Origin of the sequence: Pseudomonas orientalis (assembly GCF_002934065.1) — a bacterium.
GTDB lineage: Bacteria > Pseudomonadota > Gammaproteobacteria > Pseudomonadales > Pseudomonadaceae > Aquipseudomonas > Aquipseudomonas orientalis_A.
In genome coordinates, this window is record NZ_CP018049.1 from 2,140,950 (window position 1) to 2,156,311 (window position 15,362).

The window sequence follows — 15,362 nt, forward strand, 5'->3', positions numbered from 1 at the left end:
CGCCGGATTTTTTTGTGTTTTAACCGGCATTTGCCGGCCTTTTTGCCCGTTTGGGACTGGTCGCCGTCTTGCGTGGCGCGCTCTTGCGTTTGTTTTTCCATGGCGCCGCGCCTTTGATTGCCGGGCTGGCGGCGGCGGTGATGGTCATGCGCATGCCAGTGCAGCGAGCCACCTGCTTGCTCATCCACGCCGCTTGTTTGGCGACGAATTCTTCCAGGCTCATTTCGCCGCTTTGCACCATATCCAGCGCCTGTTCCCAGATGGCGGTGGTGCCGGGGTCGGCGATGGCACGGGGTACGGCATCGATCAGGCTGAACGCGGCCGGGGTGGCCGACAGTGCCTTGCCGTTTTTCACCAGGTAACCACGGTCCAGCAGGCCCTGGATGATGCCGGCGCGGGTGGCCTCGGTGCCGATGCCGGTGGTGTCCTTGAGTTTCTGCTTGAGCAGTGGGTCTTGCACCAGCTTGGCGACGTTTTTCATCGCCTTGATCAGGTCGCCTTCGGTAAATGGCTTGGGCGGCTGGGTCCACAAGTCCTTGAGGTTAACCTTGGCCACCGCACAGTCCTGGCCTTGCACCAGCATCGGCAAGGCTTGGGGAGCAGGGGCCTCCCGACCCTTGGCCGGGGCGAGGGCCTCGGGCAGCGCGCGTTTCCAGCCCGGCTCGATGACGACTTTGCCTACCGCACGCAACGCCTGGCCTGCACAGTCGAAGTCCGCCTGGGTGCGGTCGTATTCATGGTTGGGCAGGAACTGCGCGAGGTAACGCGCGCGTATCAGCGTGTAGACCGAGCGGTGCTTGCCGGTGAGTTGCCCGACGTCCTTGCCGGCCCCGGTGGGGATGATGCCGTGGTGGGCGCTGACCTTGGCGTCGTTCCAGGCGCGTGAGCGGCGCTGGGGATCGATATGCTGCATCAGCTCGCCCACCGCTGCATCCGCTCGGCCCAGCGCGGCGAGAATCTTCGGCGCCTCGCTGTGCTGGCTCAATGGCAAATAGCCGCAATCGCTGCGCGGGTAGGTGATGACCTTGTGGGTTTCGTAGAGCGATTGGGCGATATCCAGGGTTTCCTGGGCGCCGAGGCCGAGCTTTTTGGAGCAGATTTCCTGCAGGGTGCCAAGGTCGAAGGGCAGGGGGGCGGCCTCGCGCATGCGTTCGGTGCGCAGCTTAACCAGTCGCGCATCGGCCACGTGGCTCATGGCGTCGGCGGCGTCCCGGGCCAGTTGCGGGTTGAGGCAACGGCCCTGGTCATCGCAGGCATCGTCGGCGGCGCGCCATTGCGCGGTGAAGGTCATGCTTTGGTGGCGCAGGTCCACGTCGATGGCCCAATACGCCACGGGGATGAAATCGGCGATGCTGCGGTCACGGTCGACCACCAGGCGCAGAGTGGGGGTTTGCACGCGGCCTACCGGCAATACGCCCTGATAGCCGGATTGACGTCCGAGCAACGTAAACAGGCGGCTCATGTTCATGCCGATCAGCCAGTCGGCACGGGAGCGGCCCAGGGCCGAGTGATACAGGTTGAAGGTGTGTGCGCCGGGCTTGAGCGCGGCCAGGGCCTTGCGGATGGAGGCATCATCGAGCGCCGACAACCACAACCGCTGGATCGGTCCGCGATAACGGCAATGGTCCACCAGCTCACGGGCAATCATTTCACCCTCGCGGTCGGCGTCGGTTGCGATGACCAGTTCCCTGGTTTCCCCCAGCAGGCGCTTGACCACCTTGAACTGGCTGGCGGTCCTGGGCTTGACCTGCATCTTCCATTTTTCCGGGACAATCGGCAGGTCGGCCAATACCCAGCGCTTGTATTTGGCGTCATAAGCGTCAGGCGGGGCGGTTTCCAACAGATGGCCGATGCACCAGGTGACCGTGACCCCATTGCCCAGCCAACATCCATCGCCCCGACGACTGGCGCCGAGCACGGCCGCGATGTCCTTGGCCTGGGAGGGTTTTTCACAGAGGTACAGCTGCATGGTCATCACATCGAATCGGGTTGATGCCTTGCAGGATGCTTAGTCAAAGCGAATTGAGCAACTGTTATCTGTATGGATGTACAGCTAATTATGTAGGCACCACAGACGAATGTGGGAGGGGGCTTGCCCCCGATAGCGGTGTATCAGTCTTGAAGACATCGACTGAACTACCGCCATCGGGGGCAAGCCCCCTCCCACAGGGGATGTGCAGTGCTTAAGGCAACTCAGTTATTGTCGATATCCACATGCCGCGTTTCCTTCAGGCAGAACAGTCCGACGATCAGGCTCACGCCGGTCACCACCACCGGATACCACAGGCCATAGAAGATATCCCCGGTGTACACCACCAGCGCAAACGACACGGTGGGCAGGAACCCGCCGAACCAGCCGTTACCGATATGGTAGGGCAGCGACATCGAGGTGTAGCGGATGCGTGTCGGGAACAGTTCCACCATCAGCGCCGCCAAGGGGCCGTAGCACATGGCTGCGATCAGGATCAGCGCCACGATCAGCACCACCACCATGACCTTGTTGACCTGGGCCATGTCCGCCGAACTCGGGTAGCCGGCCAGGGTCACCGCGCCGCGCAATGCCGCTTCGTCAAAACCATCGATACTGACGTCGCCCACGTTGACTTGTACCGGCGCGCCGGCTGGGGCGGCGACGCTGCTGTAGGGCAGGCCCTGCTTGACCAGGAAGGTCTTGACCTTGTCGCACGGGCTGTCAAAGCGCGCCTTGCCCACCGGGTCGAACTGGAAGGTGCAGGTGGCCGGATCGGCCAGCACCGTAATCGGTGCCTGGCGGCTCGCCTGGTCCATCGCCGGGTTGGTGTAGTGCGCCAGGCCCTTGAAGATCGGGAAATACAGCACGGTTGCCAGCAACAGGCCAAGCATCAGTACCGGCTTGCGCCCGACCTTGTCCGACAGCCAACCAAACAGGATGAAGAACGGCGCACCAATCACCACGCTGATGATCAGCAACATGTTGGCCAGGGCCGGGTCCATCTTCAGGAACTGGGTGAGGAAGAACAGCACATAAAACTGCGCCGCATAAAAGGTCACTGCCTGTCCGCCATTGATGCTGAACAGCGCGATCAGCACGACCTTGAGGTTTTCCCACTTACCGAACGACTCGCGGATCGGCGCCTTGCTGGCCTTGCCTTCCTCTTTCATTTTCAGGAATGCCGGCGATTCGTGCAGGCTCATGCGGATCCAGGTGGAGATGCCCAGCAGCACAATGGAAAACAGGAACGGGATGCGCCAGCCCCACACTTCGAACTGGTCGCCGGTGAAGTAACGGCAGGCCAGCACCACCAATAACGACAGCAACAGGCCGAGGGTGGCAGTGGATTGAATCCAGCTGGTGTGCAAGCCACGTTTGCCGGCAGGCGCATGCTCGGCCACATACGTGGCGGCACCACCGTATTCGCCGCCCAGCGCCAGGCCTTGCAGCATGCGCAGCACGATCAGGATGATCGGCGCGGCGATGCCGATGCTGGCATAGGTCGGCAGCAGGCCCACGCAAAAGGTGGCCACGCCCATCAGAATGATGGTGACGAGGAAGGTGTACTTGCGCCCGATCATGTCGCCCAGGCGGCCGAATACCAGCGCGCCGAACGGCCGCACCACGAAGCCTGCGGCGAATGCCATCAGCGCAAAGATAAACGCCGTGGTGTCGTTGACCCCGGCAAAGAACTGCTTGCTGATCACCGCCGCGAGGGCGCCGTAGAGGAAGAAGTCATACCATTCGAAAACCGTCCCGAGGGACGAGGCAAAAATGACTTTCTTCGAGTCGTTGCCGGTACTCGCATCCATCGCCGAGCCCAGGGGTTGAGCATGTTCTGACATCGGGTAACCCTCACAGTGATTATTTATTGTTGTTCCACTGTCGGCGCCGGGTGCGGCGCCGCTATTCAGATTGCGTGAACCAGTTCTCTCTGCGGGGCGAGGCTCCTTGTGTTCGGTGAGAGGATCAACTGCGCGGCCTTCTCGGCGATCATCAGCGTCGGGGAGCAGGTGTTGCCCGAGGTAATGCGCGGCATGATCGAGGCGTCGGCGATACGCAGGCCCGGCACGCCATGCACGCGCAGTTGTGCGTCGACCACGGCGTCGTTGTCATCGCCCATGCGGCAGGTGCCCACCGGATGGAAGATGGTCGTGCCGATGCGCGCCGCGGCTTCATGCAATTGTTCTTCGGTTTGCAGCGCGTCACCGGGCAGGTATTCCACCGGCTTGAACCGGCTCAGGGCCGGCGCTGCCACGATTCGCCGGGTCAGGCGAATGGCGTCGGCGGCCACGCGCAGGTCTTCGGGGTGGCTGAGGTAGTTGGGCTGGATCAGCGGTGCGTCCGCCGGGTTGGCCGAGCGAATATCGATGCGCCCGCGGCTGTGTGGGCGCAGGTCGCAGACCGAGGCGGTAAAGGCCGGAAACGCGTGCAGCGGTTCGCCAAAGCGCTCCAGGGACAACGGCTGCACATGGTATTGAAGGTTGGCCGAGGTCTGCTCCGGGCCGGAGCGGGCAAATGCGCCAAGCTGGCTGGGCGCCATCGACAGCGGCCCGCTGCGGTCATACAGGTAGCGCAGGCCCATGCCCATCTTGCCCCATACGGTACCGGCGATCTGGTTCAGGGTGCGGGCGTTTTCCAGCTTGTAGATCAGACGCAGTTGCAGATGGTCCTGCAGGTTGCCACCGACGCCCGGCAGTTCATGCACCACGTCGATACCCAGCGGCTTGAGCACATGCGCAGGGCCAATGCCTGAGCGTTGCAGGATGCCTGGCGAGCCGACCGCACCGGCGCACAGCACGATTTCCCGGCAGGCTTTCCAGCTCAGTTGCTGGCCATGGCGGCGCCCGATCACCTGAGACGCGCGGCCGTTTTCCAGCACCACGCGGTCGACCTCCACCTCGGTCAATACGGTCAGGTTGGGGCGTTGGCGGACCGGTTTGAGAAACGCCTTGGCCGCGTTCCAGCGCACCCCGGCCTTCTGGTTGACCTGGAAATAACCGCAACCTTCGTTATCGCCCTGATTGAAATCGCTGATATTGGCGATGCCGCTCTGCTCGGCTGCGTCGCGAAACGCATCGAGGATGGGCCAATGCAGGCGCTGCTGCTCGACGCGCCATTCGCCGCCGTCGCTGTGGAACGGCGAATCGCCAGCGAAATGGTTTTCGCTGTGCTTGAACAGCGGCAAGACATCATTCCAGGCCCAGCCCGGGTTGCCTTGCGCCGCCCAGCCGTCATAGTCCCGGGCCTGGCCGCGCATATAGATCATGCCGTTGATGGACGAGCAACCGCCCAGTACCTTGCCGCGCGGGTAGCTCAGGGCGCGACCTTGCAGGCCGGCCTGGGCCTGGGTCTTGAAGCACCAGTCGGTGCGCGGGTTGCCGATGCAGAACAGGTAGCCGACCGGAATATGAATCCAGGCGTAGTTATCGCGACCACCGGCTTCCAGCAGCAGGACGCGATGGGCCGGATTGGCGGACAGACGATTGGCCAGCAAGCAGCCGGCGGGGCCGGCACCGACGATCACATAATCGTATTCAGCAGTTGCAGTGGGCATCTGGGGTCTCGCTTGTTTTTCTTATTGGCTCCATCCTAGTTGTTAGTTTTCGTCTTAAAAATGTTAGTTTTTGCCCAGCTGCTGTGCGTTTTTAAACAGCGCTGCCCACTCGTGCGCAACGGAGGCGATATGTTCGACTGGAATGACCTGCGGTTTTTTCTCGAATTGCAGCGCAGCGGCCGCTTGCTCACCGCCGCGCAACGTTTGAAGACCACGCACGCCACGGTGGCGCGGCATATCGAGGCCATCGAAAAAAGCCTCGGTACGGCGCTGTTCGTGCAGCACGCCCAGGGTTACGAGCTGACGCCGTCCGGCGAAGCCCTGCTCAAACATGCCGAAGCCATGGAAAACGTGGCGCTGCTGGCTGAAGACGAACTGACCCACTCGGCGGCGCCCCTGGGCAAGATTCGTCTCGGTGTGGCAGAGGGCTTGGGGGTAATGTTCCTCGCCGGGCGCATGGGCGGGCTGTTTGAACGTTACCCTGGCCTGGAAGTGGAACTGGTCGCGGTGCCGCGCTTTGTCAGCATCCTCAACCGCGAAGCGGAAATCAGCATTCACCTGGAACGCCCCAGTGTCGATCAACTGGTCACCCGCAAACTCACCGATTATCGCCTGGCGCTGTACGCCAGTCGCGCATATCTTGCGCGTCATGCGCCGATTGAAAAGCGCGAAGACCTCGCGGCCCATGCCTGGATCGATTACGTCGACGACCTGCTGTTCAGCCAGGAACTGAAATTCCTCAGCAGTTTTTGTCGCAGTCCCAAGGTGGTCTTCCACAGCACCAGCGTGATTGCCCAGCACCAGGCCGCGCGATCCGGTTTGGGGATCGCGGTATTGCCCTGTTTCATGGCGGCGGGCGATGCGCAGTTGGTGCCGTTGTTGCCGGGGGAGAGTATCCAGCGCAGTTATTGGATCAGTTCGCGGCGGGAGTTGCACAAGTCGGTGCGGTTGCGGGTGTTGTGGGATTATGTGGTGGAGTTGTGCGCGCGGGAGCAGAGCCTGCTGTTGGGCGAAAGCTGACTGACGAAACCGAATCAAAACTGTGGGAGGGGGCTTGCCCCCGATAGCGGTGGTTCAGCCACAGCTGCATTGACTGATACAAAGCTATCGGGGGCAAGCCCCCTCCCACATTTGATCTGTGTCTGATTTCAGAGCTTCACTACCTGATGCACCTGCTCGGCACAGGCGCGTGCTTCATCAATCATCTTGCCGAACGCATCGCTGGCCACTTCATCATGGGTCAACCAGCGTTTTTTCTGGCTGAGGCGATAGTGATAGCGCAGCGTGCCATCCTCCAGATTCCCCTCCAGGTCCAGGTCGTACCACGGCGAGCGCACCCGGCAGCCGGGGAGGGCTTTTTCCATCTGCGCGCCGCTCAGGGTGTAGCGGTAGTCATAGGTTTCAGGGTTGCCCAGATACAGGTCGGCCTGTTGTCCCTGGCGGCGGTAATTGATGTAACCCTCCCAGCGATCTTTTAGCGAAGGGTCGGTGTAGACGTAATCGTCGTCCAGCTTTTCCAGGGCGCGTTGGTCGTTCATTTGCGCGTTGACACTGTAGCCGTCGCGCACCCCAAATGTGGTGGGTTGGCGGGTGATCCGGCAGTCACTGATGTCGTTGCCAAAGTTCGCGCAGATGTTCTGGTCGGTCGCGGTGCTGCCTTGCTGACGGTCGGCGACGCTCAGTTGCATCAACGGCAGGCGGCTGAAGGTAAGGGTGGCCTCGACTGCGCCATCGCCTTGCTTGCCGAACTGCACGTGTTTGTCCAGACGCACCGCGACTTCGGGGCGTTCCAGCGGTATCTGTTCTTCGCGCACCTGGCCCTGGGCATCGTTGACCAGTACCCAGCGATCCTGGATGTCGGGCATGGTCTGGCCAGGCGCGAATACCGGATTGGTCGGATCGAGCCACCACACCTGGCCGCTTACTTTGGCACGCACGATGGCGTGGTTCGGCGCCTGGGTGCCCGGGATCAGCAAGGCGTCCACCGCATCGCCGCGGCTGACCCATGCCGTCTCTGCCTTGATGCCGGCTGCCTTGAGCATTGCCGTCAGCAGGATCGCCAGGTCCTTGCAGTCGCCATAACCATGTTCCTCGATTTCCGCCAGGTTGAACGGCACATAGCCGCGCTCGGTGGCGCGCCAGTCGCCCAGGTAGCGGTAGTGATCGTTGATGTGCTGCATCAGCGCGGCGACTTGTTCCGCCGGGGCCAGCTTGCCAGCAGCGGCCACGGCGGCAGCGGCGTGTGCCGGCAGGTTGGCGCCGAGGATCTGGTTGTAGCGCTGGGCCAAATCGCCGAAATAGGCCTGGCGCTCCAGGGCGCTGCCCAGTTCCAGGCGCGGGGTGCGCAGCAATGCCGCATCGGACGACTCATTGATGTAGTTGAGGTACACCGGTTGTTTTTGCACCACGTCCAGCGTCTTGCCGTTGGCCGAAGGCGTCACTTTGAAATCATCGAACAGCTCACTGCGCCACTGGATCGGTACCTCGGCGGTGAAGCGTGCCTTGAAGCGGTCACGACGGGCCGCGCTGACGCCTAACTTGAGCACGTAGTGAAACTGGGACATCAACGGCTTGGCGGCATAGTGCTCGCGCACGGTGTAACGAATATGCGTGCCCACGCGCAGGTTGGGGAAAGCCAAAGAGGTTTGCCGGTCACGGCTGAAACCCTGGTCCGGGTTGGGCGCTGTGCGTGTGTCGATTTGCGAGGCGGCGAGGGCGACCGGTTTGGCGCCAGGCTGGGTGGTTTGCGCACTGATCACTTCAAACCGGTCGCCTTCGGAATAATTGAAGTCGATGCGCGAGAGCATGTCGCGGCCGTTGGGTGCAAGGATCGTGTAGTGGTAGGTGGTGGTGCAGTCGGTACTGGCGTCGCGATTGAAGTGGCAGTGCACTTCGGTGTCGCTGGCCAGTGGGGCTTCGGCAATAGGTTGGAGGGCCGCGCAGGCTGCATGGGAGAGCAGCCACAGGCTGATGGCAATCAAGGGGCGGTGAAACGAAAAACGGTACATGGGCGCCTCGGGTGACACATTGAAACAACTACCCGACGGGTAGTGAGAAGGCGCCGGATGATAATCGCTCTCAACGGCCAAGGCCAGGATTGTTCGACAATTTTTTCGCCTGAAAGGCCCGTTCTAGAGCCTTTCCTTGATGTGTGTCAGGCCTTTCGTATTTCGCCCGTGGTCGTTGGCTAAAGGAACCAGCGATATTCCCGCGCATGAATCTCCTGCTGGAACGCCAGGTGATCCTGGCGCTTGTTCTCGCAATACACATCGACAAATTCCGCGCCCAGCTTGTCGCGCACAATCTGCTGATGTTGCATGGCGCGCACGGCGTCGAGCATTTCCACCGGGAAATCGGTACCGCTGCTGCGGTCTTCATTCAGCGGTGCGATAGGTTCCTGCCTGGCTTCGAGGCCATGCTCCAAACCGGCGAGGATCGCCGCCAGCACCAGGTAGGGGTTGGCGTCGGCGCTGGCCAGGCGATGCTCGATACGCAGGTTGCGCGGGTCCGACTCGGGGATGCGCACGCACGCATCCCGGTCTTCGAAACCCCAGCTGGCGCGGGTGGCGGCGTTGACCGTACCGCCGAGCCGGCGCAAAGCGTTGTGGTTGGGCGCGAAGATCGGCATGCAATGGGGCAGCAACCCCAGGCAACCGGCCACGGCGTGGCGTAGCGGTTGCTGCTGGTGCGCCGCCAGCAGGTTGTTGCCCGCACCGTCATACAGGCTGACGTGCACATGCATGCCGCTGCCGGGAAACTGCAGGTAAGGCTTGGCCATGAAGCTGGCACGATAGCCGTGCTTGAGCGCCACGCCGCGCGTGCTGCGGCAGAACAGGGCGGCCCAGTCGGCGGCGCGCAGGCCGTCGTCGCAATGGCCGAAATTGATTTCGAACTGTCCCGGGCCGATTTCGGCGGTGATCACCGTGATATCGATGCCCTGGGCCGTGGCGGTTTGCGCCATGTCGTCCAGCACGTCGCCAAAGCGCGACAGCCGGTCGATATGCAGGGTGGGCTGGTCGTCGGCATCGTCGCTCAGCGGGTCGCGGGGGAATTGCGGCAGGCCGTTGTCGAGCTTTTTGTCGAACAGGTAGAACTCCAGCTCAAACGCCACGACCGGATGGATGCCTTTGAGATGCAGGCGCTCCAGTACCTTGGCCAATACTTCGCGGGGTTCGAATTCGATCGGCGCTTCGGTACCGTCGGAAGTGATCAGCATCTGCCCCAGCGGCTGCGACTCCCAGCTCACCGGCTTAAGCGTGCCCGGCACCAGGCGCCGATTGGCGTCCGGGTCACCGTCGTTGAAGCAGTAGTCGCCAATCTTGAACAACCCGCCCTGGGCCCCCAGCAATACGGCGTTCTGCGGCAGCTTCAAGGGGCTGCCGGCGGCGACTTTCTCGAGCATGTCCACCGGGTAGCGCTTGCCGTAGAAATGCCCCGCAATGTCCAGGGCGATCAGGTCGACGTAGCGCACGTCGGGGTGATTCTGGCGGAAGGTCCGTACTTCGGCCAGCAAGGTTGCAGAGGGGCTTTTCACGGGTGCAGCTCCTAGTTGTAAACCCACAGCACGCGGGCGGGCAGGTCGGTCAGGTTGGCGTAGCGGCAGTGGGCGAAGCTGGCGAGATGGAAGCTGTCGCCCGGACCGAGGGTGACCGCATCGGCTTCACCTTCAACCCATAGGGTCAGCTCACCCTCCAGCACGAAACCGGCCTGTTCGGCGCGGTCGCTCATGATTTGCTCACCACTGTTGGCACCGGGTGCCAGCAGGCTGTCGAGCATCGAAAATGCGCCGTTCATGCTGGGCGAGACGAGGATGTCGGTGATGCCATTGGCGTAGTACACCGTGCGCCGTTCGTTGGGCCGCGTGACCCAGTCCACCGCCTTGGGTTTGGGGAGGCTGTAGAAATAGGTAGTGGGTACGTCGAGGGCGTGGCTGATGGCGGTCAGGTCGGCTACGGTTGGGCGCGACAGGCCGCGCTCGACCTGGGACAGAAAACCCACCGATCGCTTAATTTTTTGCGCAAGCTGGGCAAGGGTGAGCTTCTTGTGCTTGCGCAGGTCGTGGATCAAGGCGGCGAGGGTGGCGAGTTCGTCTTGGGGTGTCATGAAATTCAGTTCGAGTAATTTCATGAAAAATTACAGGATTAATTTCATAGGGGCAATGGGCGTGGAGGTTTGCAGGAGGGAGCGCGCTCCCTCGCCACAGGGTCGATGGGTGTTTTGAGCTGAATGATTGCGCACCGCCGCGGTCGGATTCTGGGTACGTCCCCCTGAATTGAAGGAGCACCCATGAAGTCCAAATCCCTAGTTGCCTGTGTTCTCGTTGCCGCAAGCCTGTCCACCGCCAGTTTCGTGGTGCAGGCCGGTGATACTCCCCAGGAAACCGTGCAGCCTTCGAACATCAATGCCCGTGACTTGAAAGAAGGCGACCGCGCTCCGGACATGTTGATGCGCGAGGAGTCAGCGGTTAAAGACTGGAAAAAACGCGGCCTCAAGCAGCCCGAAGATGAGAGTCAATGGGCGCGTGTAGGCGACAAGTACGTCCTGCTCAAGACCACCAACGGCACCATCCTTGAGATTACCCCCGTCAAGAAATAATCCTGCCGGGCCACCTGCTCGTGCCCTCTTTACTTGCGTCAGGGTAACCGGCCGCAATGGTCGCGTTACCTTCAAGGAAAGAGAGCACGATGCCTGGCGCAATTAGAAACTATCCCGCACGGTGAATCACTTGTTGTCCGCCACTTTGCCCTCGACATCAGGCAGGTCGGCTTCCGCTCGGTTTGAGCCCGGCGTTTGTGGCTTTATTGTCGGCGCAGGGGTGTTCTATTTTATTGGGGCGAAGCTGAAGGCAAGTCATCCAGCGTGAGTTTGCCGACCGTATTGCTCTGCAGTTCGTAGCGCAATTCATCGACCATCTTCGCCACTTCCTCGGGGGTCTGCAGACGGTTGGCGCTGATGCCGGTGACCACCAGGTCGACCCGGCCGGTTTCGGCGTCGAATACCTTGAGGGTCAAAGACGCATCCCGGCACAGGGTGAATTCGCAGGTCAGCGGCGACAGGCCTTCTTCGATGCAATTTCGCAGTTGAGAGAGGGTAAACATGCAGGTTCCTTCAAGGCACACATACGATGCCTTCAAGGTTATTGCTTGCCCCGCTGCCTAATAAGGCGAATTCGCACTAGCCGTACTAGTGCATTTGCACTCTCAGCGCTTGGTTTTTACCCGCAGTTCGCCAGCGAACAGCCCGCGCTCACGGGCCCAGACGATGGCCGCACTGCGGCTGTGAACGCCCAGTTTGGAGTACACCGTGGCCACATGATTGCGCACGGTATTGGGTGCGAGCTTCAAGCGCGAGGCGATCTCCTTGTCGGCCAGGCCCTCGCAGATCAAGCCCAGCACGTCCCGTTCGCGGGCCGTGAGGTCGGTGAAGGAAACGTTCGGCAGGTTAGGGCTGTTGACGCTTTTGGCGTTGGCCAGTTTCTCGATCAGGGTCTGGCTGAACCAGGAGGCGTCCTGCATCACTTCCTCAATGGCCGCCACCAGTTCCAGTTCCGAGCGCTTGCGTTCGGTAATGTTCATGAACACCAGCAGGTAGCACGGCACATCCTGGATCACCACCGTATCGGCGGACACTACGCAATCGATCACTTCATTACCTTTCTTGCGAACCTTCAGATCATGGCCGTCGAGGTTGCCGGCTTTTTCCAGCGTGGCGAACAATTGCGCGCTGGCGGTCAGGCTGTCGATGAAGTTGATTTCTTCGATGGACTTGCCGATCAATTCTTCACTGATGTAACCGGTAATGCTCATGAATGCTTCGTTGACGTCCACAACCTGGCGATTGGCGGCGTTGCACACCAGGGTCGGCACTGGCGTCAGGCGGAAGGATTTGGCGAATCGTTCTTCGCTCTGACGCAGGGCGATTTCCGCCTTGCGACGCGGCTCCAGGTCCATGAACGAGAACAGCATGCAATCTTCTTCATTCATGTCCAGGGGCTGGCCGGCCACGACAACCAGCTTGCTGCCGCCTTCGGGCAACCTCAATTCGGCCTGCATCTGCGGAATGGTCGCGCCTTGCCCCAGGCGCTCGATCGCCAAGTCCTTGCGCTCGGCGTGTTCGAGCACGTCCAGTTCGTACACGGATTTGCCGATGACCTGATCGCGGTTGTAGCCGGTCATTTCCAGGAAGCCCTGATTGACCTTGATGTAGCGCAGGTCGCTCAGGCGGCAGATTACGGCAGGTGCGGGGTTGGCGTTGAAGGTTTTTTCGAAGCGCTGTTCGGCGCTGGCCCATTCGGTGGCATCGCTGAGGATCAGCACCAGCAGTTCCGGCTCACCCTGTGCGTCAGTGATGACCAGGCTGCGCAGGCGGTGCACCCAGGTTTTTTCCTGGTCGGCGGTAGGAATGACCTCCACGATCACGTCGCTGAATTCTTCTCCCGCCGCTGCGCGGGCCAGGGGGTAGCTGTCCAGTTGCAAGGGGTGGTTGTTGCGATAGCGCAGACTGAAGCGCTCGGCGTATTGCCGGGTGTTGGCGCCCAGCCCCATGACGTCGCCTACGCCATGCATGACCAGTGCGGCCTCGTTCGCCCAGAGAATGGTCTGGTCGACCTCCGCCAGTATCACACCGTCGGATAACCCGGAGATGATCTGTTGCAGTTGGCGGCGGTTGGTTTCTTTGGCAAGAACATCCTGTGTCATAGATTCTCCGAGGGGTGGACGCATTGAATTACGACATTCCAGGTTCTGGATAGTGCAGAGAAATTGTCCCCGTGGGAGTGCGAATGCACCAGGCCAGATAGTGCATTTGGGCCACGACTGAACGTATGTCGTTTCGCCACACTCACACCCAACAAGGCACTTGGCCTTGCTCCGATAATTTGAAAAGGACCTTTGTATGACCACTGTCTATGAAACCAATCGATCGCTGTTTCGGGTGTCGTGGAGCTCGGTATTGGCCGGTAGTGCAATTGCACTGGTGACCTACCTGGTGTTGAGCGTGTTGGGTACGGCCATTGGCGCCAGTGCCGTCGAGCCAATGGAGGCGGGTAATCCGCTAAGCGGCTTCGGCACGGGTGCCGGGGTCTGGCTGTTCGTTTCGACGCTGATAGCCGTGGCACTGGGCGCGTTCGTGGCCGGGCGCACCGCGCCGGACCGTGGCGGCCTGCACGGGGTGCTGACCTGGACCCTGACCACCTTGCTGACCACCTGGCTGCTGGCAGGGTTGGCCTCCAGCGTAGTGGGCACCGCAGGCAACGTGGTGGGTAAAGGTCTGTCGGCTGCCGGCAGTGGTATTGCCGCCGCCGCACCGGGGATCGGCAACAGCATCAAGCAGCAGTTGAATGAGCAGGGTATCCAGCTGGACTGGAACAGCCTGCAAGGCCAACTCGATACCTTGCTCAAGCAAACAGGCAAGCCTGAGCTGGACCCCGCCAACGTCGAGCAGAAAACCGACCAGGCTGCAGCCGATGGCAAGCAAACGGCGACTGACGCAGCGACCAACCCTGCCCAGGCGGGCGATGAGCTCAAGCAGTGGTTCGAGCGCGTGAAAGCATCCGGCGAGCCTGCACTGAACGCGGCAGATAAAGAGGCCCTGGTCAACATCGTCGCGGCGCGCACCGGCAAGAGCAAGGAAGAAGCCACGCAGATCGTCGATAACTATGCCCAGGCTTATCAACAGGCCATGCAGAAAGTCGAACAACTCAAGCAACAGGCTGAGCAGAAAGCCCGTGAAGCCGGTGAAGTGGCGGCCAAGCAACTGTCTCGTGCAGCCTGGAGCACCTTGGCGATGCTGCTGTTGGGTGCGGCCTTGAGCTTCTTTGTCGGTCGTATCGCGCTGACAACCCGTCGCGTGCCATTGGCTTAAAAACTGTCTGCGGCAAGGACGCCGCCTCGGTGAACGCGTAAAATGCCCGACATTTTACGCGTATCACGCAAAGGTGCCCCTTGAGCGCAGGCAAAGCCGTCGGACTGTTATTACTCACCTCTCTGTTGGCGGCGTGCGGCACCTCGCCGCCACGCACGCCCAACGACATCTGCGGCATCTTCCGCGAAAAGGACGACTGGTACGACGCCGCCAAGGTCACGCAAAAGCGCTGGGGCGTGCCCATCCAGGTGCCGTTCGCGATCATGTATCAGGAGTCGGGCTTTCGCTACGACGCCAAGACCCCGCGTAAATACCTGCTGTGGATCATCCCCTGGGGCCGCGTGTCCACGGCGTCCGGCTATGCCCAGGCCAAGGATGAGGTATGGAATGACTACCGCAAAAGCACCGGCCGCAGCGGCGCCGACCGCGAGGATTTCGACGACGCCATCGACTTCATCGGTTGGTACATGGACAAGACCTACACCATCAACGGCGTCTACAAATACGACGCCTACGGCCAGTACCTTAACTACCACGAAGGCTGGGGCGGCTACCGCCAGCGCACCTACGCCAGCAAAGCGTGGCTGCTGCCGGTGGCGAGCAAGGTACAGGCGCGTTCGCAGCTGTATGCGCGGCAATATGCCGGGTGCAAGGATGAGTTGGGGCGAGGGTTCTGGAGCCGGTTCTGGCATTGGTTGTAAAGCACTGCGCTGGATGCATGCAAATCAAAATGTGGGAGGGGGCTTGCCCCCGATGGGGGAGTGTCAGCCACTGATGTTGCGACTGATGCACCGCTATCGGGGGCAAGCCCCCTCCCACAGTAAATGCCGGTACGGCGCCGGACCTGTGGCGATGCCGCTGACAGCCTCACAGCCGACGGCTATCTGACTGATGCGCTGCGGTCCAAATGTGGGAGGGGGCAAGCCCCCTCCCACAGTTAATGGCGATACGGCGACGGGCCCGTGGCGATGC

Annotated in this window: 12 protein-coding genes; 4 read left to right on the forward strand and 8 right to left on the reverse strand. The window is 61.3% G+C overall.

What is annotated here, in order from left to right:
• Positions 1-19: 19 nt before the first annotated feature.
• From BOP93_RS09760 to BOP93_RS09770, 3 genes are all read right to left on the reverse strand, one after another.
• A complete protein-coding gene (locus tag BOP93_RS09760) occupies positions 20-1,975 on the reverse strand; it encodes a DNA topoisomerase III (RefSeq protein WP_104502430.1) in 1,956 nt (651 codons plus the stop codon).
• Positions 1,976-2,193: 218 nt separating this feature from the next.
• Complete coding sequence (locus tag BOP93_RS09765; protein ID WP_104502431.1) at positions 2,194-3,816, reverse strand: MFS transporter; 1,623 nt, start codon at positions 3,814-3,816, stop codon at positions 2,194-2,196.
• 65 nt (positions 3,817-3,881) lie between these two features.
• Entirely contained in the window at positions 3,882-5,528 is a 1,647-nt protein-coding gene (locus BOP93_RS09770) for a GMC family oxidoreductase (RefSeq protein WP_104502432.1), read from the reverse strand.
• A 129-nt stretch (positions 5,529-5,657) separates the two neighbouring features.
• Between BOP93_RS09770 and BOP93_RS09775 the strand changes: the two genes are divergently transcribed.
• Positions 5,658-6,548, forward strand: coding sequence for a LysR family transcriptional regulator (locus tag BOP93_RS09775; RefSeq protein ID WP_104502433.1), 891 nt, complete (start codon positions 5,658-5,660; stop codon positions 6,546-6,548).
• Positions 6,549-6,676: 128 nt separating this feature from the next.
• Here the strand turns inward: BOP93_RS09775 and BOP93_RS09780 are convergent, their stop codons facing one another.
• The 3 genes from BOP93_RS09780 to BOP93_RS09790 form a co-directional block, all read right to left on the reverse strand.
• Entirely contained in the window at positions 6,677-8,536 is a 1,860-nt protein-coding gene (locus BOP93_RS09780) for a DUF3857 domain-containing transglutaminase family protein (protein ID WP_104502434.1), read from the reverse strand.
• Between the two features lie 179 nt (positions 8,537-8,715).
• On the reverse strand, positions 8,716-10,062 hold the full coding sequence (locus tag BOP93_RS09785) for a glutamine synthetase family protein (RefSeq protein ID WP_104502435.1): 1,347 nt from the start codon (positions 10,060-10,062) through the stop codon (positions 8,716-8,718).
• 11 nt (positions 10,063-10,073) lie between these two features.
• Entirely contained in the window at positions 10,074-10,631 is a 558-nt protein-coding gene (locus BOP93_RS09790; protein ID WP_104505263.1) for a helix-turn-helix domain-containing protein, read from the reverse strand.
• 183 nt (positions 10,632-10,814) lie between these two features.
• Between BOP93_RS09790 and BOP93_RS09795 the strand changes: the two genes are divergently transcribed.
• Positions 10,815-11,123, forward strand: a complete 309-nt coding sequence (locus tag BOP93_RS09795; RefSeq protein WP_104502436.1) for an RcnB family protein — start codon at positions 10,815-10,817, stop codon at positions 11,121-11,123.
• A 230-nt stretch (positions 11,124-11,353) separates the two neighbouring features.
• Here the strand turns inward: BOP93_RS09795 and BOP93_RS09800 are convergent, their stop codons facing one another.
• Positions 11,354-11,626 (reverse strand): DUF1652 domain-containing protein, encoded by a 273-nt coding sequence (locus tag BOP93_RS09800; RefSeq protein WP_104502437.1) that lies wholly within the window; start codon positions 11,624-11,626, stop codon positions 11,354-11,356.
• Positions 11,627-11,728: 102 nt separating this feature from the next.
• Complete coding sequence (locus BOP93_RS09805; RefSeq protein WP_104502438.1) at positions 11,729-13,225, reverse strand: PAS domain S-box protein; 1,497 nt, start codon at positions 13,223-13,225, stop codon at positions 11,729-11,731.
• Positions 13,226-13,421: 196 nt separating this feature from the next.
• On the opposite strand from BOP93_RS09805, the gene BOP93_RS09810 reads away from it, so the two are divergent.
• Both BOP93_RS09810 and BOP93_RS09815 read left to right on the forward strand, forming a co-directional pair.
• Complete coding sequence (locus tag BOP93_RS09810; protein ID WP_104502439.1) at positions 13,422-14,390, forward strand: hypothetical protein; 969 nt, start codon at positions 13,422-13,424, stop codon at positions 14,388-14,390.
• Between the two features lie 80 nt (positions 14,391-14,470).
• A complete protein-coding gene (locus tag BOP93_RS09815; RefSeq protein ID WP_065952253.1) occupies positions 14,471-15,091 on the forward strand; it encodes a hypothetical protein in 621 nt (206 codons plus the stop codon).
• Positions 15,092-15,362 lie beyond the last annotated feature (271 nt).

Bases quoted from the DNA above. Each gene is read 5' to 3' on its own strand.
- BOP93_RS09760 (WP_104502430.1), bottom strand. From the start codon at position 1,975: ATGACCATGCAGCTGTACCTCTGTGAAAAACCCTCCCAGGCCAAGGAC.
- BOP93_RS09765 (WP_104502431.1), bottom strand. From the start codon at position 3,816: ATGTCAGAACATGCTCAACCCCTGGGCTCGGCGATGGATGCGAGTACC.
- BOP93_RS09770 (WP_104502432.1), bottom strand. From the start codon at position 5,528: ATGCCCACTGCAACTGCTGAATACGATTATGTGATCGTCGGTGCCGGC.
- BOP93_RS09775 (WP_104502433.1), top strand. From the start codon at position 5,658: ATGTTCGACTGGAATGACCTGCGGTTTTTTCTCGAATTGCAGCGCAGC.
- BOP93_RS09780 (WP_104502434.1), bottom strand. From the start codon at position 8,536: ATGTACCGTTTTTCGTTTCACCGCCCCTTGATTGCCATCAGCCTGTGG.
- BOP93_RS09790 (WP_104505263.1), bottom strand. From the start codon at position 10,631: ATGACACCCCAAGACGAACTCGCCACCCTCGCCGCCTTGATCCACGAC.
- BOP93_RS09795 (WP_104502436.1), top strand. From the start codon at position 10,815: ATGAAGTCCAAATCCCTAGTTGCCTGTGTTCTCGTTGCCGCAAGCCTG.
- BOP93_RS09800 (WP_104502437.1), bottom strand. From the start codon at position 11,626: ATGTTTACCCTCTCTCAACTGCGAAATTGCATCGAAGAAGGCCTGTCG.
- BOP93_RS09805 (WP_104502438.1), bottom strand. From the start codon at position 13,225: ATGACACAGGATGTTCTTGCCAAAGAAACCAACCGCCGCCAACTGCAA.
- BOP93_RS09810 (WP_104502439.1), top strand. From the start codon at position 13,422: ATGACCACTGTCTATGAAACCAATCGATCGCTGTTTCGGGTGTCGTGG.